At 69.7% G+C, this 19676-nt stretch carries 14 protein-coding genes; 4 read left to right on the top strand and 10 right to left on the bottom strand.

Annotated elements, in window-relative coordinates; genetic code table 11:
- The first annotated feature begins 35 nt into the window (after positions 1–35).
- The gene (locus ACH34T_RS09955; protein WP_395991712.1) at positions 36–1535 is read left to right on the top strand and encodes an APC family permease; all 1500 of its coding nucleotides are present in this window, start codon (positions 36–38) and stop codon (positions 1533–1535) included.
- Between the two features lie 9 nt (positions 1536–1544).
- Positions 1545–3149: an amidohydrolase gene (locus ACH34T_RS09950; RefSeq protein WP_395991711.1), complete on the top strand. Its 1605-nt coding sequence runs from the start codon at positions 1545–1547 to the stop codon at positions 3147–3149.
- 195 nt (positions 3150–3344) lie between these two features.
- On the opposite strand, the gene ACH34T_RS09945 is transcribed toward ACH34T_RS09950, so the two are convergent.
- A complete protein-coding gene (locus ACH34T_RS09945; RefSeq protein WP_395991710.1) occupies positions 3345–4919 on the bottom strand; it encodes an FAD-binding oxidoreductase in 1575 nt (524 codons plus the stop codon).
- Positions 4920–5541: 622 nt separating this feature from the next.
- Here ACH34T_RS09945 and ACH34T_RS09940 point away from each other — a divergent pair.
- Positions 5542–6015 carry a DUF2637 domain-containing protein gene (locus tag ACH34T_RS09940; protein WP_395991799.1) on the top strand — a complete coding sequence of 158 codons (474 nt, stop codon included), beginning with the start codon at positions 5542–5544 and terminating at the stop codon, positions 6013–6015.
- 809 nt (positions 6016–6824) lie between these two features.
- Here ACH34T_RS09940 and ACH34T_RS09935 read toward each other — a convergent pair.
- The 6 genes from ACH34T_RS09935 to ACH34T_RS09910 all read right to left on the bottom strand — a co-directional run bounded on the left by ACH34T_RS09935 (position 6825) and on the right by ACH34T_RS09910 (position 14730).
- The gene (locus ACH34T_RS09935) at positions 6825–9638 is read right to left on the bottom strand and encodes a DUF5682 family protein (RefSeq protein ID WP_395991798.1); all 2814 of its coding nucleotides are present in this window, start codon (positions 9636–9638) and stop codon (positions 6825–6827) included.
- Positions 9639–9738: 100 nt separating this feature from the next.
- Positions 9739–10857 carry an AAA family ATPase gene (locus ACH34T_RS09930; RefSeq protein WP_395991709.1) on the bottom strand — a complete coding sequence of 373 codons (1119 nt, stop codon included), beginning with the start codon at positions 10855–10857 and terminating at the stop codon, positions 9739–9741.
- Between the two features lie 192 nt (positions 10858–11049).
- A complete protein-coding gene (locus ACH34T_RS09925; RefSeq protein WP_395991797.1) occupies positions 11050–12288 on the bottom strand; it encodes a VWA domain-containing protein in 1239 nt (412 codons plus the stop codon).
- Positions 12289–12455: 167 nt separating this feature from the next.
- Positions 12456–13853, bottom strand: coding sequence for a hypothetical protein (locus tag ACH34T_RS09920; RefSeq protein WP_395991708.1), 1398 nt, complete (start codon positions 13851–13853; stop codon positions 12456–12458).
- Positions 13853–14302: a hypothetical protein gene (locus ACH34T_RS09915; protein ID WP_395991796.1), complete on the bottom strand. Its 450-nt coding sequence runs from the start codon at positions 14300–14302 to the stop codon at positions 13853–13855. The genes ACH34T_RS09920 and ACH34T_RS09915 overlap by 1 nt, the downstream gene beginning before the upstream one ends.
- Positions 14303–14445: 143 nt before the next feature.
- Positions 14446–14730, bottom strand: a complete 285-nt coding sequence (locus ACH34T_RS09910) for a hypothetical protein (RefSeq protein WP_395991707.1) — start codon at positions 14728–14730, stop codon at positions 14446–14448.
- A gap of 3 nt (positions 14731–14733) precedes the next feature.
- Here ACH34T_RS09910 and ACH34T_RS09905 point away from each other — a divergent pair, with 3 nt between their 5' ends.
- The gene (locus tag ACH34T_RS09905) at positions 14734–15030 is read left to right on the top strand and encodes a hypothetical protein (RefSeq protein ID WP_395991706.1); all 297 of its coding nucleotides are present in this window, start codon (positions 14734–14736) and stop codon (positions 15028–15030) included.
- A gap of 748 nt (positions 15031–15778) precedes the next feature.
- Here ACH34T_RS09905 and ACH34T_RS09900 read toward each other — a convergent pair.
- The 3 genes from ACH34T_RS09900 to ACH34T_RS09890 form a co-directional block, all read right to left on the bottom strand.
- A complete protein-coding gene (locus ACH34T_RS09900) occupies positions 15779–15904 on the bottom strand; it encodes a hypothetical protein (protein WP_395991705.1) in 126 nt (41 codons plus the stop codon).
- Between the two features lie 376 nt (positions 15905–16280).
- A complete protein-coding gene (locus ACH34T_RS09895; protein ID WP_395991704.1) occupies positions 16281–17972 on the bottom strand; it encodes a hypothetical protein in 1692 nt (563 codons plus the stop codon).
- A gap of 13 nt (positions 17973–17985) precedes the next feature.
- Complete coding sequence (locus tag ACH34T_RS09890) at positions 17986–19593, bottom strand: hypothetical protein (protein ID WP_395991703.1); 1608 nt, start codon at positions 19591–19593, stop codon at positions 17986–17988.
- Positions 19594–19676 lie beyond the last annotated feature (83 nt).

Below are 19676 nucleotides of genomic sequence, written 5' to 3'. Positions count from 1 at the left end.
TAATAGATTTAGGTTACAGTATGGAGGTGGGTTCCATGGCCGGGGCAACGAAGCCAGCGAAGCCGCAGACGGAGCTGCGGCGCGGGGTGCTGGGCACCGGCGCCATCACGTACTACGTGGTGTCCGCCGCCGCACCACTGATGATCATGGCAGGGCTGGCGCCGTTCGCGCTGCTGGCCGGCGGGATCGGCGCCCCGGCGGCCTATCCGGCGGCCGGGGTCGTCCTCGCGGTCTTCGCGGTCGGCTTCACCACGATGTCGCGGCACGTCACCGGCGCGGGCGCGTTCTACACCTACGTCGCCCGCGGGCTGGGACGTCCGGCGGGCGTGGCGGCGGCCGTGCTCGCGCTGATGTCCTACAACGCCCTCCAGATCGGCATGTACGGCCTGCTCGGCGCGGCCGCCCGGAGCACCGTCGACTCGCTGACGGGCGTCGACCTGCCCTGGCCCGGCTACGCGATGGCCGGGATCGCGGTCGTCTGGTACGCGGGATTCCGCAGCGTCGAGTTCGGGGCCAGGATGCTGGCGGTCCTGCTGCTGGCCGAGACCGCCGTCCTCGTCGTGCTGAGCGCGGCGGTCCTGATCGACGGCGGAGCGCACGGGCTGGGCGCGGAGCCGTTCGCGCCGTCCAACGCGCTGGACTCCGGGACGAGCGCCGCGCTGCCCTTCGCCTTCGCCGCGTTCATCGGCTTCGAGTCCACCGTGCTCTACCGGGCCGAGGCCCGCGACCCCCGCCGGACCATCCCGCGGGCGACCTTCGCCGCGGTCGGCTTCCTCGCGATCTTCTACGGCTTCGTCGCCTGGATGATCGTCCAGGCATACGGCCCGCGCGAGATCATCGCGGCGGTCGCCGCGGACCCGGAAGGGCTGTTCTTCGGCGCCGCCGCGACCCACCTCGGATCCTGGGCCGCCGACGTGATGCACGTGCTGGTGGTGACCAGCCTTGTCGCCTCGCTGCTGGCATTCCACAACGCCATCAACCGCTACTCCCTCGCGATCGCCCGGGACGGGCTGCTGCCCGCGCGGCTCGGCGTGACCCATCCGCGCACGCACTCGCCGTACCGGGCCGGAGCCGTCCAGACCCTGCTCAGCGTGCTGGTGGTCGGCGCCTTCGCGCTCGCCGGCGCCGACCCGACCAGGCAGTTGCTGATCTGGGTCAACACGCCCGGCCTGGTCGGGCTCATCCTGCTCCAGGTGATGGTGGCGGTCGCGGTCCCGCTGTTCTTCCGCCGCTTCCCCCACCGGGAGGGCGCGGTGCGCACGGTCTGGGCCCCGGCCCTGGCGGCTCTGCTGCTGTCGTGCGCGCTCTATCTGGTGATCGACAAGACCGCGCTGCTGACGAACGCGTCGCCCCGGGTGAACACGGCGATCATCGTGATCGTCCCCGTCGTCCTGGCCGCCGGGTTCGTGCTCGCGGCCTGGCTGCGGCGGGCGCGGCCCCGGCTGTACGAGCGGTTCGGCCAGGACGCCCCCGACCCCGACGATCGGGGCGGCCCGGCCGACCCGGCCGCCTCCGTGCCCGAGACGACCCGCTGAGGAGCGACGATGACCATTGCCGAGACCCTGCTCGTCGGCGGCCGGGTGTTGACGCTCGACCCCGTGCGGCCGTCCGCCACCGCGGTCGCGATCAAGGACGGGACGATCGCATGGGTGGGTGACGCCGCCGGGGCCCGCGAGTGGCGGGGCGCCCGCACCACGGTGATCGACCTGGACGGGGCCACGCTGACGCCCGGGCTGGTCGACGGCCACACGCACCCCGTTTCCGGCGTCGACGCGGCGGGCGGCCTCGACCTGTCCGGCTGCCGGACGGTCGACGACCTCCGCGCCGCCCTGGCGGCCGCGGTCCGCGACGTCGGCCGCGGGGACTGGGTGGAAGGCCACGCTCTGGATCACAACGTGTTCGGCGGCCGGCGCATCAGCCGCGACCTCATCGACGACGTCCTCGACGGCGTCCCGGCCTTCCTCCGCCTCTACGACGCGCATTCCGCGCTGGCCGGCTCCGCCGCCCTGGAGGCCGCGGGGATCACCGGCCCCCGCGCGTTCGACCAGCGTGCCGCCGTCGTCTGCGACGCCGACGGCCGCCCCACCGGCCACCTGCTGGAGCACGCCGCCATGGACCTGGTGCGCCGGCTCATCCCGCCGGCCGACCGGAGCGCTCGCCGTCGGCGCCTCCTCGACCTGCTCGCCTCGATGGCCGCGACCGGCCTCACCGGCGGCCACGTGATGGACGGGCAGCCCGACGCCCTCGCCCTCGCCGCCGAGATCGAGGAGGACGGGGACCTGCCGCTGCGGCTGCGATTCGCGCCCTGGTGCATGCCCGGCGACGACCTCGACGCGGTCCGGGCACTCCAGCGCGAGCACGGCCGCCGGTGGTCCGTCGGGGCCGTCAAGTTCTTCGTCGACGGAACGGTCGAGGGCGGCACCGCCTGGCTGGAGGAACCGGACTGCCACGGCGAGAACACCGACTCCTTCTGGCGCGACCCCGCCGAGTACACGCGCGCCGTGCACAAGCTGGCCGCCGACGGAGTCCAGACCGTCACCCACGCCATCGGCGACGCGGCCGTCAAACACGCGCTCGATTCCCTCGAAACCGCCGAACGCACGAGCGTCCGTCACCGCATCGAGCACATCGAGACGGTCGGCCGAACCCAGATCGACCGCTTCGCGTCCCTCGGCGTCGTGGCGTCCATGCAGCCCGCTCACTGCACCTACGCCCGCGCCGACCAGAGCGACGGGTGGTCCCGCCGTCTCGGTCCCGAACGGGCCCGGCGCGCCTGGCGCTGCCGCGACCTGCGCGAGGCGGGCGCGATCCTGGTGCTCGGCTCGGACTGGCCGGTCGCCCACTTCGACGCGCGTGAGACGCTCGTCGCCGCCCGCATCCGCACGTTCCCCGGCTCCGGCGCCGCTCCCGTCAACCCGGCACAGGCCCTGACCCCTCGCATGGCCCTTGAGGGGATGACCACTCACGCGGCCCTGGCCGCGGGTGAACCGTCCCAGACGGGACGCATCACCCCCGGCTCCCGAGCCGATCTCACCGCCTTCGCCGTGAACCCCCTGCGGGCCACGTCGTCCGAACTGGCCGACGCTCCCGTCCGCCTCACCCTGGTCGACGGTCGCCTCACCCACATCGCCGACGACGGGCCCCGTTGACACCGATCGGCGGGGCATGGGCGGCGACCGGCTTCGCCGGCCCGCTGGACGCTCCCGGCACCCGCCAATCCAACCTGGAGAACCCTGGCCTGCGACTATGTCGCGAAGCCGACCATCAACCCCACCCTCGCGCACGGCCTCGCCGACAAGGTCACCTGCTGGCGGGCTGCTGCGCAGGTGTGCGCTGTGGTGCTATCAGGTCTTACGGCGTGGTGCGATGGACTGTTTGTGGCGGAAGATGTTGAGCGGGTCCCACCGTTTCTTGATTTTCTTGAGTTCGTCGTAGTGGTTCCCGTAGTAGAGCCGGGTCCAGGGTACGCGCGAGGTGTTCCATTTCCGGTCGTTGAGGTCGACGTCGGGGTATCCGATGTAGCAGCCGTCGGTGATGTGCTGGTTTTTGTGGCCGTTGGGGACGGGTACGCCCCCGGTGGGGGCGTACATCTTCTGGTACAGGGTGCGGATCCACCGCAGGTGATCCTCGCCGTTCTGGCCGGCCGGCCAATAGATCTGGTGCTGGAGTTTGAGTACCGAGTCGCGCTGAATGACCGCGGTGTCGGCGGGCTTCTTGGTGTTGATCGCCGCGCCGTAGGAGTCGATCTGGACGACCGCGTCGCGTTTTGTGTCGGGGTCTTCGAGGGCCAGGGCGTTCCACAGTGCGTCGATCTGGTGGACCGGGAGCGGTTTGCGCATGTAGGCCGATTTGTGTTTGCCGCAGCGGAGATTGTCCACCGGTCCGAGCAGCCGCTCCACGGTGTTCCAGGGCAGCATCGTCGGGGTGTCCAGGCTCGTCAGTGCCGGGTATTCCCCGTACGCCTCGGTCAGCGGTTCCCGTCCGGCAGCGGCCTTGTCGTCCATGGCGGCCAGGAACTCCTCCAGCCGGTCGCGGGCCTGGGGGACCGAGGCGTCGATCTGGGCGATCAGCCCGATCTTGTCCTGGCTGCGGTGGGTGAGCAGCAGAATCGCGAACAGCGGACCGTAACGCCCCTGGGCGCTTTTGCCGGTGGTGGCGAAGAAGTCGCCGAAGTTGTTGATGATCTGGGTGAAGCTCGCTTTGTTCATCTCCGACCAGTTCCACCCGCTGGCGGTGAGCAGCACTCGCTCCGGCGCCTGGGGGAGGTCGCGGAACCAGAACCGGGTGACGATGCCGAAGTTGCCCCCGCCGCCTCCGGTGTGCGCCCACCACAGATCCCGGTTCGGATCCTTCTTGTTCCGGGTGGCGACCACCAGCCGCACATTCCGGTCCTTGTCGACGACGGCGACCTCGACCGCGTACAGGTAGTCCACGGTGAGGCCGAACTGCCGTGACAGCAGCCCGAAGCCGCCCACCGGGACGTGCCCCCCGACCCCGACCGACGGGCACGAGCCGCCCGGCAGCACCCGGCCCGTCCGCAGGAACAGGTCTTTGCGCAGGTCACCATTGGTGGCCCCGGCCTCGACGCAGATCGCCTTCATGTCCGGGTCCGCATAGATCTCGTCCATCAGCGAGACGTCGATGATCACTCGGACGTCCTCGGAACAGACGAAATCCTCATAGCAGTGCCCGCCGGAGCGGACCGTGATCCGATCCCGCCGGTCGTCCGGGGAGGGCTCGGTGACCGCCTGCTGCAGCGCCACACGGACCTCCTCGCCGGTCCGCACCAGCCGCACATACTCCGGATCGGCCCGCCACCGCGGATTGAACCCCCGGCACAGCGCCGCGAAGCGCCGATCCCCCGGCATGATCTTGATCCCACCCTCATCGACCACCGCTCCCGCCGTCTCCTCACTCACCGCGCCTCCTCACCTCACCATGGACAACCCTCCGGCCAGGGAGCCGCCGACCACGGATCAACCCCGCCGCGGCCCCGGTCACGGGGTCCCTTCCACAACCCGGGCAAACCCCACCCCAACGAAGCGGACACATCGCCCCACCAAATCACTTCTAGAGTAGGTCCGATTACACAGGGTCGCGAGTTGGTTTCCGCGTTCTGCGACCCGTCCGAAGGCCGGTAGTCCAGGGCAGGGCCACACTGGATCCACCGCGACGGCCCGCCACGCTAGCTGTACTGGTCCCGCACCGGGTTACGGCGTCCTCGGCCGGTACTGGGATTCCCATATCTTTCCCACACCCACCCGGGAAGGACGAAAGGCGCTCTTCAAAAGAGAAGAACGCCCAAGTCAGAGGGAAACGCGGGTGCGCCGTCAGGGACTTGAACCCCGAACCCGCGGATCAAGAGTCGGCGACCAGCCTAATCAGGACGGTTCTGGCGGTGACAAATGATGCCGATTCGTGCCATTCCGTCCGGGTTTTCAAAGCCGTTCGTGCCATCCCGTGTCGATCCGTGCCGGGCCGGTCTGGTCCTGCCGTTCCCATACCGTTCCCATCCTGCTCCCTCTCATCCCCTGGGGGTGGATGACCGTGGCTGAGGGACGTGGGGGATGGGCGGATCGGCTGGTGCGGTGGACGACCACCGGGTGTGTGGTGGTGCTGGCACGGATCGCCGCGGTGATCTCTTACAAGCACATGTTCGTGCTGGTGCAGCGGTATGGGGAGACGTCGTGGACGGCGGCGTTGTTGCCGGTGTCGGTGGACGGGATGATCGTGGCGTCGTCGATGTCGTTGCTGGACGATTCCCGCGCGGGTCGACGGAGCGGCCTGCTGCCGTGGGTGCTGCTGGTGATCGGCAGCGCGGCGAGTCTGGCGGCGAACGTGGCGGTGGCCGAACCGTCTGTGGTTGGCCGGGTGATCGCGGCGTGGCCGAGCTGCGCGCTGATCGGGGCTTATGAACTGCTGATGCGCCAGGTCAGGCAGGGCTCATGGCATCAGTCCGCCGTCATGGGAGAGTCCACGCATGAGGGTGGCGGAGAACGAGCCGGATGCTTCTGACGCCGCAGCTCCTGCGGGTCTCTCTACGAGGCTGCTCGAGGTAGGCGCTTCATACGAGACTCATATCTCCCGTGCCGGGTGGTTGAACGGCTCCGATGGTGCGCGGACGAAGGGCGCCGGGAGCCTCATGTGGGACGCGGGTCGGGTCCAGGCGCAGGAGGCTCCTGCGGACGAAATTCGGAAGCATCCGCAGGCTGTGAGCCGGTCTCGGTGCTGCAGCGCGAGGCGTGGCAGTGGGCTTTGGCCCATCGCACACCGGCGGGAGATCTTCCTTCGGGGAAGGTGATCGCGGAGCGTTTCGGGCGCCGCGAACGGTGGGGGCGGCTGGTCAAGCAGGCCGGGGCGACCGGCCGCCTGAATCCCCCTGCCACCAGGTAGCCGGACTCGGTCGGCATCACATCACACGCGGCCGGGGAGGCACGGCTTCGGCTGGGCCACAAACACACATGCCGATGAGCGGTTGAGGGATCCGGTGTATTACGTCAGGGTCTGCAATTAGCAGAGCGCCCTTAGTCGCCTCGCACTGGTGAATTCCTCCGCTGCGAGGCGGCTCGTGTATTCGTAGGCGGCCGTTGATGAAGCGCGCTCACCCCGGCGGGCTTGTGGTAGCGCGCGTTCCTAAGTTTCTTGTCGCTGGCGCGCACCCGCCCCCACAGGGTGGTGAGGGCGGCGCCGATTTCGGTGTCGGTGACCTCGGCCAGGCGGCTTGTTCCGCCGAGTTCGGCGATGGTGCAGTCGGTGACTGCACTCCACCTGGTCTAGAACCGAGGTCGGCGCGCCAGGGCTTGGCAGGCCTGGTGCGCGTTCGGCTAGGGGGCAATGAGTGCGGCGGCCGCTTCGGCGGTTTCCGGGTGGGCGCGCAACAGCGAGCCGACCTTGGGTGAGGGCGCGGTTGTCGTGGTTTCCGCTGGGTTCGGCCAGGACGGGTCGTGGCCCAGCAGGGTCGCTATCGCGGAAACGGGCTCATGGTGCGTGGCCAGGAACGTTGCTATCGCTGTGTTGGTCGGGGCTGCTCGCTGGGGCTCGGGAGGTTTCGGGGAAGGAGTCCAGGGGGGTGTCCAGGTGTCCACGGCCGGGAGGGTGGCTGGGAAGGTGCGGTCGGCCTCGCGGATCAGGACGGGAAGCATCTCCGCGGCCTGGTCCTTGAGCGTGGTGATCAGCCTGGGCAGCCAGGGCAGCAGGATCGTGTCGGGCAGGCGGGCGAATGCCTTGGACAGCAGCTCCACGACCAGCGGGGAGAGCGACGGGACGGCGTCCAGAGCCTGCACGAAGCCGCTCAGGTACTGCGGGAACGCACCGACCAGCATGGGGTTGTCCAGCAGTTCGTCGCAGCGCTGACGCAGGTCGGCGAGCGGGAGCAGGCCCAGCTGGGACTCGGCCGCCCACAGCAAGGCGACCTTGGCCGGGTCCTCGGGATGGGACTGCTTGACCGCCAGTTCCAGCTGGGTGTGGTCGCACCCCAGCGAGATCGCCAGGCTTTCCAGGCTGACCAGGAAGCCCAGCATCGCCGCGACCTGCCGTACGCCGGTGTCGTCGGCGGTGAACGCCGTGGGCAGCAGCGTGCAGTAGTGGGCGTAGCCGGTGGTCACGAAGTTCTCGCACCAGCGGGGAAGAGCCGGTTCCGTCGCCCTGTAGTGGGTGAGGAGCCGGCGGACGCGGCGCAGGACTTCGGGGGCGTCGTCCACGGTGCGTTCGGTCGAGAGCAGTTCGACCGCGCGGGCGCCGAGTTCGTTCGTGAAGCGGCGGCTGCGCAGGTAGAGGAGGGATTCCTCGACCGCTTCCAGTGCCGTGGCGGCCGTCGCCTTCGGATTGTGGACGGATTTGCGCAGGCGCTGCTCCAGGACCTGCTCGACGGTGACGCCCTCGTAGCCGAGTTCGACGAGGTAGCGCTGGTTGCGTCCGATCGCCAGGTCCCAGCTCTCCTGGATGGGACGTTCGCCCAGGCGGTGCGAGCCCATGATCGGGCGGACGGCGTCGTCGGGCAGGAGGCGGCGCAGGACCCACAGAAGGTCGGAGCAGGGTTCGAGGTCGGGCTCGGTCGCGAAGTCGAGCAGGGCCCGCTGGATCTGGCGTTTGTCCAGGGCGAGGCCCAGCGGGCGGAGCCGGTCGAAGACGTCCTTCGCCAGCGGCGGGAGCGCCTCGTAGCCGACCTGGCCGATCCGGTCGCCTCCGAGCAGGATCTCGCACAGCCGCCGGACGTCGCGGCGGCCCGGCACCGAGTCCTTTTCGATACAGGTGATCGCCGCGTCCTGGAAGTCGTACGGCGTGGGACGGGCGCGCCCCCGCAACCCGGCCAGCAGGATCGACGTCTCGAACACCGCGATCGCGTCGGCCGTGCTGGACAGGTAGCCGTTGCGGCGCGCCAGCCGGACGATGTCCACGCACCAGCCGAGCAGCTCGGCCTCGTCCAGGCCGTCCGGCGCGGGCGCGTTCGACAGGAACCCGCTCAGCCGGTCGGCCACCGGAGCCGAGGGGGCGAGCGCCGGTGGCTTCGGCGCGGCGGTCTTGCGCGTGCCGCGCTGCCCGGCCAGGCGGAACGGCTTGTCCCGCGTACGCTTGAGCGCCTTTTCCCAGGTCGTCGCGGCGATCGACACCGAGCCCGGCGCCAGCCCGAACTGCGCCTCGATCGCCGAGTGGCTGGACGGGATCAGCCCGTACTGCCACCGGGTCGCGGTGCGCGGCGCGATGTCGAAGCTCGCCGTGGACCGCAGCCCGAACTGCTCCACGCGGCTGGCGGCGTGGAAGGCGCCGCACACGTGCAGGCAGCGGGACGGGTCGGCGCCGGACGAGGCGAGATGATCGCGGATCCGCGTCCACATGTACCGCTCGCGGTCCTCGTCGGTGGCCAGGCGCCGGTCGCCGCCGGGCCGCAGCCGCCGGAACAGGCTGCCGATCAGCACCATGACCTGCCGGTAGGTGTCATGGTCGGCGCCGGTCAGCGGCTGCTCGACGTACTGGTCCCACCATTCGGACCAGTGCCTCACCTTGCCGTGCCGCAGCAGATGCTCCTCCAGCTCGGTGAACCCGGGACGCAGATCGCCGATCTCGATCCCGACCGCGTCACCGTGCAAGGCCCCGTCCTCCTCGTCCTCACTCGCTCGGACGGGCGACTCGTCGGGACGGTCCAGGGGTTCCCACTGGAAGACGTGGTCGGACGAACGGTCGACCAGCACCAGCTCCACGTCCGGAGTGTCCAGGGCGTAGGCGATCGCCTGGTACTCGGCCGACGCCTCGGTGATCGGCGCGACCACGCTCAGCGGCGCTTGGTCCTGCGGGAAGCCGTCCAGCTCGGACGCGAACGCCTGCAAGGCCACGGGCAGCCGGCAGTTGCGCAGCTCGTCCAGCAGGGGACGCAGGTCCTCGCACAGCTCCAGGTAGATCACCTGCGGCTGCTTTTCCCGCAGCCGCCGCGCCATCGCCAGCGCCGAGGCGGGCGAGTGATGGCAGACCGGGAAGATTTCCAGCTCCTCGCGCAGCGCCCGGTCGACGTCGTCCACCAGCCCGGCGAGAATGTCCGGCAGCCCGCGCGGCTCACCGGCGAACTCCTCGGCGGCCCCCAGCAACTGCTCCCGCAACGCCCCGAACGGCCCGGTCGAGGCCCCGCCGGCGGCCCGGGCGGTCACGGCGTCCGCTACGTTCTCGACGGATCCGACGTCGCTCACGCCTGCCTCACTTTCCTCTTGGCGGCCCTGCTCGCGTCGCTCTTGGCCATGACGGGCTTGGTCACGACAGCTTCGCGATCGCTTCGCGGCCGCCTTCCAGGAAGCCCTCCCAGGGGCCGCCCTCGTCCTTGCGGCCACGGGGCTCGACTACGCCGTGCCAGAACTTGTTGAGGATGGCCAGGTCCTCGGGGGAGCGGCGGGCGAGCGATCCGACGAGGGAGCTCGCCAGGGTCTCGGCCTTCAGGGCGTGGTCGCCGAAGAACTGGCTGTGCAGGATCGCGTCCTCCAGCACGCCGATCTGCTCGGCCGTGGACAGCGCCGACTCCAGTTTCTCGTCGTCGGTGGTGGCCGAGGTGGACGCGGCGCGCAGGTCGGCGAAGCTTTGCAGCAGGATGTCCAGCAGCGTCGGCGGGACGTCCAGCTCGATCGAGTGCCGCCGCATCAGCTCGGCCGTGCGGAACCGGACGATCTCGGCCTCGCTCTTCTTGTTGGTCACCACCGGGATGCGGACGAAGTTGAACCGCCGCTTCAGCGCCGACGACAGGTCGTTGACGCCGCGGTCCCGGCTGTTGGCCGTCGCGATGATCGAGAAACCGGGTTTGGCGAAGGCGATGTTGTCATCGTCCAGCTCCGGGATCGAGACGTACTTCTCCGACAGGATCGAGATCAGCGCGTCCTGGACGTCACTGGTGGAGCGGGTCAGCTCCTCGAACCGGCCGATCACGCCCTGCTCCATCGCGGTCATGATCGGGGACGGGATCAGCGACTCCCGGGACTGCCCCTTGGCGATCACCATGGAGACGTTCCACGAGTACTTGATGTGGTCTTCGGTCGTGCCGGCCGTGCCCTGGACGACCAGGGTGGAGTTGCGGGAGATCGCGGCGGACAGCAGCTCGGCCAGCCAGCTCTTACCGGTGCCGGGGTCGCCGATCAGCAGCAGGCCGCGGTCGGACGCCAGCGTCACGATGGCACGCTCGACGAAGCTCCGGTCGCCGAACCACTTCTGGCCGATCTCGCGGTCGAGGCCGTCCGAGCGCTCGGACCCGAGGACGAACAGCCGCACCATCCGGGGGCTGAGCCGCCAGGCGAACGGCTTGGGACCGTCGTCGACCGACTCCAGGTAGTCGAGCTCCTCGGCGTGCTTGACCTCGGCGGGCGCGCGCAGCAGTTCGTCGGACATCGCTCTCCTCGTCTCTCTCGGGACGTCGGGCAGATCAGGCTTCCCGGTGCGGCGGCGTTCTCCGGCAGGTCGGGTTTCCGGAAGCAGCCCCGTTCTCGGGCGGTCAGAGTTCTGGCAAGGCGGGTTCTTGCTCGGGACGGTTCTTGTCTGGAGACGCGAGCGCCGACTCAGGGGCCCGGCCGCCAAAGGAGGTCACAGGAGGAAGTTCTTCAGCTCGTCCACCAGCTTCTGGATGCGGCCGGAGATCACCGGGGTGCCGAGCCGCTTGAAGCGCTCCCGGAACCACGGGTTCACGATCTGGGTGCCTGAGCTGGTCACCGACCCGACCGGGATGAACTTCACCCCCGATCGGTGCACCGCCTCGATCCCCTCGAACAGCGGCTGCGAGGCCCCGAACTCGTAGAAATCCGAGATCCACACCATCACCGTGTTGCGCGGAGCGGTGATCTTCGGGCGGGCCATGTTCATCGCCACCGGCCCGTCGTTGCCACCGCCGAGTTTGGTGCGCAGCAGCACCTCGAACGGGTCGTGGACCCACGGCGTCAGGTCCAGCGCACGCGTGTCGTAGGCGATCAGGTGGACGTCCACCTTCGGCAGCCCGGCGAATATCGACGCCAGGATCGTGCAGTTCACCATCGAGTCGACCATCGAGCCCGACTGGTCCACCACCACGATCATCTTCGCGGGCGTGGTGCGCTTGGCGGTCTGCTTGTAGAACAGTCGGTCGACGTACAGCCGCTCGTCCTCGGGGCTCCAGTTGGTGAGGTTCTTCCAGATCGTGCGGTCGATGTCGAGGTTGCGGAACACTCGCTTGGGCGGGACGGAGCGGTCGATGGTCCCCGACGAGGACTTCTCCACCTGCGTGCGCAGCACCTGGGCGACCTCGTCGACATACCGGCGGATCAGCGACTTGGCGTTGGCCAGCGCCACCCCCGACAGGTTGGCCTTGTCCCGCAGCAACTGCTCGATCAGCGACATGCTCGGCGTGAGCTTGCTCGCCAGCTTCGGATCGGCCAGCACCTCGCGCAACGCCATCCGCTTGACGAGGTCACCCTCCATCTCCGACAGGGTCCCCGCGAATTCCTGGGCGCCCTTCTCGCCGAGCGCCGCCTTCAGACAGGAGGCGTCCTTCTGCCAGGCCGCGAGCTGGGTCGCCGTCACGTTGCCGTTGCCGTTGCAGGGCGCGAACACGTTGAGCAGCAACTTCGACACCAGCGCGGCCCGCCGCACCTGCATGGCCGAGCCGCCGGAGTCGTCCGCGGGCGCCATCAGGCCGTCGAACTCCGGCTCCAGCTCGGGGAACCGCTGGAGGACGTTGTCCATCGAGACGCCCGGGTCGAGCAGCGCCGGAGGCAACCCGAGATCGTCGACTATCGCAACACTGGCCGATTCGAGCGCGGGCTGCTCATCGGGCGCGAACAGCCGCGCCATCAGCCGCCAGTAGAGCACCTGCCGCCGATTCGCATCCGGCCCTTTCGCAGCCACGGACGCGCCCTCGACGCCCTGCGCCCCGGCCGCGCCGTCGGTCTGCGCCACCGGCGCGCCGACGCCGTGCGTCCCGGCTTCACTGCCGGCCTGCGGCCCGTTCTGCAGCTCGGTCACTTCCGCAGCAGCCTTCCCGCGCGTTCGCGCAGCACGGCCACGGCGTCACCGGCACGGGCCTCGGCCTTCACGACCTTCGGATCCGTCGGGCCGAGCGCCCAGTCCCCCGTGTGCGCCTCGACCGGCTTCTTCTTGATCGTGGCCTGGAGCGCGAGGGGCTGCAGCAGCCAGCGGCCGCCGTCCCGGCGCACCAGTCCGATGCAGGCCGTGGACGCCTTCACCAGCGATGGTGTGATCGGTCCGCACGCCGGCAGCCGACCGCTGTCGATCTCCAGGGTGGTGCCGTCGAGCGAGACGGCGCCGTCGTCGTACCGATAACCCTCCAGCAGCACCGGCTCGGCGATGCGCACCGGATGCCGGTCCAGCGGCGGGACGGAGGGAGCGGTCGCCTCGCCCAACTGGACCCGGGCCGTGGTGAACGGGTCGGCGGGCTCCCCGGCCTGCGCCGCGTCCTCTCGCCAGAGCAGGTCGCCGCCGACGGTCAGCGGCATGTCCGCCACGTCCAGGACGCGCCGTTCGGCCAGCGCCGCCAGGAGCACGGGATAGGCGTAGAGCAGCCGCCACACCGCCGGGCCGACGATCGTGTCGACCTTCGCCGCCGCCACACCAGTCCGCACTAGCCGCGCTTCGCCGCCGTCCGCGGGCTCCAGCACCCCGTGGACCTGCACCTGGACGGCCGTTCCGTGCTCGTGGACGTCCACGCCCAGCACCAGTAGCCGTCCCGACACCGGCTCCGCGTCGCCGCCCGTCCACGATCCGGCGCGGGCGAGCAGGATGGCCCGCGTCCACAGGTCGGCCCAGCGCCGCTCGGGTACGCGCTCCATGGTCGCGACCGGGCAGGACGCACGCAGCTCCGAGGCCAGACCGTCGAGCAACACCGCGAGCCGCCGCAGCGACGGTACGCCCCACAGCCCCTCGATCGTCTGACCGGCCGCCGAGACCAGGTCGTGGTCGACGCCGCGCCACCCGGCGATCGCCAGCTCGTGCAGCCACGACCGCGCCCCGGCCAGCAGATTCTCCGGCGCCGTCCCGGCGCTGGGCTTGCCGGCGCGCTCCTCCCAGGGCGACCTCGACCTGCCCAGTGCGCTGTCGAGGCGTTCCAGCAGGGCGTCGTGGACGGCGCCGAGCAGCGCGGCCCGTCCGCCCGCCAGTGCCGCGAGCCGGTCATCGCCGATCGATCCGGCGACCACCCTCTCGGCCGCCTCGCCTACCGGCCCGCCGAGCGGCGAGCCGGCCAGCGCGCCCGCGAACGCCGACAGCGCCGCCTCCTGCCGGTCGCCCATCCGGCCCAGGCCGCCGGTGAGCGAGCCGTCGAACCCGGCCACCAGGTCGAGCGCCTCATCGACGGGCACGGGCGCGCCGCCGACCAGTTCCCGCAACTGCACCGCGAGCATCAGCCCACCGCCCCCGCCGCGGGGAACCAGTGCAGCTCGGGAACCGGCTCGGTGCTCTCCGGTACCTCCAGGTAGGCGAGATGCCGCAGGAACCTGCTGAACACCGCCGCCGCGGACGCCGGGTCCTTGTGGCTGTTCAGGCAGTCGATGAGGTCCTTGCCCTCGCCGACCTCGACGCGCAGGTAGCGGGCGACCCGTTCCTGCCCGTACTGGCGGATGCCCTCCGTCACCAGCGCGTCGAGGTGCTTGCACAGATGGAGATCGGTCAACCCGCCGCACGGCCGGTTGTTGTTGGTGCTGCAACTGTTGCCGTGCGTTCCGGCCATGATGGACGAGACGTACACGCGGGACGCGTCAGACCCGCTCGACACCACGCCCTGCAACCGACCGTCCGCCAGTTCGACGAACGGCACCTTCGCAAGCTTCCGTGCCTGGACGGGCGGCACCACCCTCACGGTGCTGCGCCGCTCCCACGCGCCGTCGTCCTCGTCCAAGACCCATGACCTCCAATCGGCCATCGCGATGATGCGTTCGATGATGTCGACCGCCACCGACAGAATCCGGCGTCCACCTGTCATGGATCTTGAGCCGGTCAGCCGGAGACCTCGCCGAAGAACGTGCGGAGGTCGACGAGCAGCAGGTCAAGGTCTCCCTCCCCGGTCGAACTCCGAAAGCGCACCACATTGTGGATCTTCCCCGCCGGCGAACGGACCGGAAAGTCGGTCGGGAACACGTCCATCACCGCAGGGTCACCGGTGGGAAAGGTGGGGACGCCGCTGACGTGAACGCAGATGACGTTGGATCCGTGAGCGGCGGTCTCCGAACGCCTGGGCCGAGCGACGGCCAGATCCGGCAAACGCCAGATGATCGATTCCAAGGGATGCTGTCAGGCCATCCCGGCGAAGGCAACAGCCGTTGGGTAATTCCTGCCGACGGCGACGACTCCGTGGTGATCAAGATCAACAACCGCCGATCCGTCCTGAAGGAGGCCCGGCATGCGGTGGAGACTCCTGCCGATGTGGTGGCATGGGTATGCCAACGTGCCGGAACCCTCGTGCTGCTGACAGTGGTGATGGAACGGGACTGGGAACTGCTGGGACGGCTCTGCGCCGGCACCGAGGCCATACCGGTCACCGTGGGTGAACCGGTCGCGTACGTGCTGGGCCCACTTGAGTGAAAGCGCGGTCTTGCCCACACCTGCGGTTCCAGTGACCGCAGTGATCACCACCGCGCCACCAGTGACGCCTATCTGGTCCAATTGCTTTTGGAGGAACGTCAGTTCGGGAGCGCGGCCCACGAAATCGGCAATCGCGCCCGGCAGTTGACGAGGTGGGTCTGGTGTAGTTTTAGTCTGCACTGTTCCGAATTCACGCCAATTCTCCAGGTTGTCTCTCGCTGTAGCCAGGCGACTCTGTTCCGAGGGCGAGACGCCCAGCACATTCAGGATTCGGTCAAGCCGGTCTGCGGGTGGAAGAGCCTCTCCTTTTTGTAAGAATACAGACTACTCTTGCTAACTTTAGCCGAGCTGGCAATTTCCTCAATTTGAAAATGATTTGCTCATCTTCCGGCGATACTCGTTGATTAGACGGTTGATCTCATTACCAAGATCGGCTATCAACTGGACCCGGGCATCGGCCGACCGGGGCTGTGGGGGGCGCACCTCTTCCGACAAGACATCCCTTCGGGAATCACTAAGGGAGGTCACGGAGTTCGCATGGCGAAGTCTAACGCTGGCGTTCCAGCTTTTTCCAGGATCTTCCACGATCGGCATCATCGTGGCTGAGCCCGTGGTCTTCTTCCTTTGCGACGTGTGCTCGGATGGATTGCTGATCGTCGGCTTGGGCGAGCGCGGCCACATCCGCAGCTCGAGTATCCGGCGGCCGTCAGGGCCGTGGCCGTGCTTGGAGCGGTCACGTCGCGGCCACCTATTCGGCGAGGCCGAACACCTCGGACACCTGCCGTTCGAGATCATCCTCGGCGACCGTGGAGTCCACAGCGAGCCCGTGCAGGCCGAACCGCCGGGTCTGCTCGGCGAGCCGGTCGGTGAACATCGCGTCGCGCCGCAGCAGGTTGCTCAGCGCCTGCGCGGGGTCGCTGGTCCTAGCGATGAATCCCCATCCCGTACCGCCCCGGCGATCGAAGACCGCCTGCCGGAACCCGGGGGGTCGGCAGAAGCCACACGGCGTGGCTCATCTCGGCGAGCAGCGGCCGCACGAGGGCGGGAAGCCATTGTGGGCCGCGTTCGGCGACGGCATCGTCTGGTCCGGATCCGGAGTTGATCGGCCACTCCTTGGGAGTAGCCCGGGTCCTCCGCGGTGGACCACGCGGGACCTGTGGAACCGGGATGACGAGCCGTGGCTATCTGCACCATTGGCCTGCTCTGTTACCCGTTGTTGCGGTTGTGCGGTGGTTGTCGCCGAAGTGTCGTCAGCCGGCTTGGGCCGGGTCGCTTCGGGCGGAGCGGAAGCGGTTGTCGAAGGGGTCGATGGCGCGGATGGAGTAGGTGTGGGTGCTGCCGGGGGACAGGCCGGCGTCGGTGTAGGTCGTGGTCTGCAGGTTCCAGAACCGGGATGTGGCGTCGAGGGTGTGGATGACGGTGTTGTCGTCGCGGATGATCTGGTACTTGAGTTGTTCGTTGTCGCGGTCCCAGGTTTGGGTCCAGGTGACGGTGAGGGTGCCGGTGGTGCCGTCCGGTTTGGTGACGGTGGGTTTGCGGACGGGTTCGGACGGGTTGACGTCGTCGGTGACGGCCAGCGAGCCGAAGCGGGTCAGGCCCTGCTGGGGCCGGCTGTTGACGGTGGTGAAGTCGCCGCCGACCCACAGGTACCGTCCGTCGTTGTCCATGGCGCGGGGGCCTTGGCTCTCGGCCGTGGGCCCGCCGTTGGTGTTGGGGAACCAGTGCAGGATCGGCGGGGTGTCGTACTGGGCGGTGGGGTGGGTGGGTTCGGCGAGCAGGCGCTGGTAGGGGTGGCCGGGCACGATGCTGGGGAAGCCGCCGGGCTGGGTGGAGCAGTCGTGGGCGTGTGAGCCGCTGTAGAGCAGGCCGTCCATGACGGTGATGGCCTGGGTGGCGCCGCGGCAGTTGTCGATCCAGCGGAGGGTTCCGTCGCCCGGATCGAGGGCCATGCGGCCGTCGAAGGTGCTTTCGCCGTTGGCGGAGGCGTAGACGGCTTCGCCGTCGGTGACCAGGTCGGTGACCCAGGAGCGGCGCTTGTCGTCGATGTGGTCGACTCCGGTGGCCCAGGGGGCGCTGGTTCCGGTGGTGTCGGTGTGGATGGCGCCGAGCCCGTGCGGCGGGTTGCCGTTGAGGCGGTGGAAGTCGCCGCCGATGACGATTCGGCTGCCGTCGGGTGAGGCGAGCATGGCGTGCACGCCGCGGTCGGCGGTGGGCGTCCAGGCGGTAAGGGCGCCGTCGGTGGCGGTGAATGCGGCCAGGCGCTGGCGGGACGTGCCGTCGACGGTGATGAAGTAGCCGCCCGCGTACACGGTGGTGGGGGTGACGGCGAGCGCTGTGACGCGGCTGCTCATCTCGTGCTGGAAGGCGGTCAGCGCGCCGGACGCCAGGTCGAACGAGGCGATCTTCCCGCGCCGCAGGCCGTCGATCTTGGTGAAGTCGCCGCCGGCGTAGAGGCGGGTGCCGTCGGGGGAGGGCTTGACCTCCCAGACCGCGTCGCACACCCACCGGTCGTCGCCGAGGTCGTCGCAGTCGTTCTGCGGGGTGGTGCTGGTGAAGGGGGTGCCCTCGACGACGGGTGCCCAGGGCAGGGGTTCGCCGGTGGCGGCGTCGAAGGCGGCCAGGTTGCGGCGCGGCTGCTCCCGCGGGTCGCCGGGTGCCGTACCGGGCGGGCGGATGTGGTCGAAGTTCCCGCCGGCGTAGACGACGTCGCCGACGACCGCGAGCGACCAGACCACGCCGTCGGTCTGCCAGGTGGGCAGGTCGTCGGCCGTGATCGTGGCGGGCACCCCGGGCGGCGGCGCGGTGTCGGCGTTCGCGGGCGCGGTCAGTGCCGCCGGCGCGAGTGCGGTCAGTACCGCCGGCGCGAGCGCGGTGAGGCCGAGCCCCGCCAGCAGTTTCCGGTGGACCTTCACCCGCGTCCGTGAACGCTTCTCGTCAGCCACAGCGCTTCGCCCTCTATTCCGCCGACCTCGCCTGGACGGGGTCGCTCGCACGGGATTGGATCGTGTTTCCGAAATGGTCAATGGCACGGACCGTGTACGTGTGCGTACTTCCGGGAGTCAGACCGGTATCGGTGTAGGTGAGAGTCTTCAATTCCCAGAACCTGGACGATGAGTCAACGGAATGGACGACGGTGTCATCGTCGCGGACGACCTGGTAGGTGAGCGTCGCGTTGTCGCGGTCCCAGGTCTGGGTCCAGGTGACGGTGAGGGTGCCGGTGGTGCCGTCAGGCTTGGTGACGGTGGGTGCGCCGATCTTCTCGGGCGGACCGACGTCATCGGTGACGGCCAGCGAGCCGAAGCGGGTGATTCCCTGCTGAGGCTGCTTGTTGACGGTGGTGAAGTCGCCGCCCACCCACACGTGGCGGCCGTCGTTGTCCATGGAGCGGGGCCCCTGGCCGCCGTCGGGGCCGCTGTCGGTGTCTGGGAACCAATGCAGGATCGGCGGGGTGTCGTACCGAGCGGGATCTGGACGGGCGGGTTCGGCGAGCAGGCGCTGGTGGCCGTCGTTGGCCAGTTGAGGGAACCCGCCGGGCTGGGTGGAGCAGTCGTGGGCGTGTGAGCCGCTGTAGAGCACGCCGTCCAGGAGGGTGACGGCTTCGGTGCCGCCTTTGCAGCCGTCGATCCAGCGCAGGTGTCCGCCGTTCGGGTCGACGGCGAGGCGCCCGTCGAAGGTGCCGGTGCCGGCGGCGCTGACGTAGACGGTGTCGTCGTCTTTCACCAGGGCCGTCGCCCAGGACTGGCGGGAGTCGCTGACGTACTCCAGGCCGGTCTCCCAGGGGGCGCTGGTTCCGGTGGCGTCGGTGCGGACGGCGCCGAGCCCGTGGGGCGGGCTGCCGTTGAGCCTGTTGAACTTGCCGCCGATGACGACCTGGGAGCCGTCCGGCGAGAGCACCACGGACATGACGCGGCGGTCGGCGGTCGGCGCCCAGGCGGTGAGCGCGCCGGTGGCGGTGTCGAAGGCCGCGAGGCGCTCGCGGGGGACGCCGTCGACGGCGGCGAAGGAGCCGCCCGCGTACAGGGTGGTGCCGGACACGGCGAGGTCCTCGACGGCGGCGTCCGGGTCGTGCCGGAAGCCGGTGAGCGCTCCGTCCGGCAGGGAGAAGGCCCCGATCCGCGGCCGCGACAGCCCGTTGATCTTGGTGAAGATGCCGGCGACGTAGAGGCTCCGGCCGTCGGGGGAGGCCTCCAGATCGTTGACGACCACCTCCTTGCCCGGGTTGGACTCCACGCTGGGGTTCCAGGCGAGCGGCTCCCCGGTGGCGGCGTCGAAGGCGGCCACGTTGCCGCGCGGAAGCTCGCGCGGGTCGCCGGGAGCGGCGCCGGGCGGCCGGATCGCGGAGAAGGATCCGCCGGCGTAGACCGTTCCGCCGACGGTCGTGACCGTCCAGACGGTGCCGTTGGTCTGCCAGGTGGGCAGCGGATCGGCGGTGACGGTGGGCGGCTCCCCGGGCGGCGGCGCGGTGTCGGCGCTCGCCGGCGGCGCGGCGGTGAGGGTGAGTGCGGACGTGAACGTCGCGGTCAGTGCGGCGGCCAGCGTGGCGGCCGTTGTGGCAGAGCGCATCGGTGCCTCCCCGGGGTGCCGAGGTCTCGTCGCCGTGATCATGACATTCGGCCGCACCCCGGACAAGATCAGCCTGACCGATT

This window comes from Actinomadura sp. 9N215 (assembly GCF_044326345.1).
Lineage (GTDB): Bacteria > Actinomycetota > Actinomycetes > Streptosporangiales > Streptosporangiaceae > Spirillospora.
Note: the sequence above shows the minus strand (reverse complement) of the source record. Positions and strands in the feature narration are given on the sequence as shown.

Coding starts and splice junctions, on each gene's coding strand:
- ACH34T_RS09955 (WP_395991712.1), top strand. CDS start 36: ATGGCCGGGGCAACGAAGCCAGCGAAGCCGCAGACGGAGCTGCGGCGC.
- ACH34T_RS09900 (WP_395991705.1), bottom strand. CDS start 15,904: ATGTTCACCGACCGGCTCGCCGAGCAGACCCGGCGGTTCGGCCTGCAC.
- ACH34T_RS09920 (WP_395991708.1), bottom strand. CDS start 13,853: ATGCTCGCGGTGCAGTTGCGGGAACTGGTCGGCGGCGCGCCCGTGCCC.
- ACH34T_RS09940 (WP_395991799.1), top strand. CDS start 5,542: ATGACCGTGGCTGAGGGACGTGGGGGATGGGCGGATCGGCTGGTGCGG.
- ACH34T_RS09890 (WP_395991703.1), bottom strand. CDS start 19,593: ATGCGCTCTGCCACAACGGCCGCCACGCTGGCCGCCGCACTGACCGCG.
- ACH34T_RS09950 (WP_395991711.1), top strand. CDS start 1,545: ATGACCATTGCCGAGACCCTGCTCGTCGGCGGCCGGGTGTTGACGCTC.
- ACH34T_RS09925 (WP_395991797.1), bottom strand. CDS start 12,288: ATGGCGCGGCTGTTCGCGCCCGATGAGCAGCCCGCGCTCGAATCGGCC.
- ACH34T_RS09930 (WP_395991709.1), bottom strand. CDS start 10,857: ATGTCCGACGAACTGCTGCGCGCGCCCGCCGAGGTCAAGCACGCCGAG.
- ACH34T_RS09905 (WP_395991706.1), top strand. CDS start 14,734: ATGCTGTCAGGCCATCCCGGCGAAGGCAACAGCCGTTGGGTAATTCCT.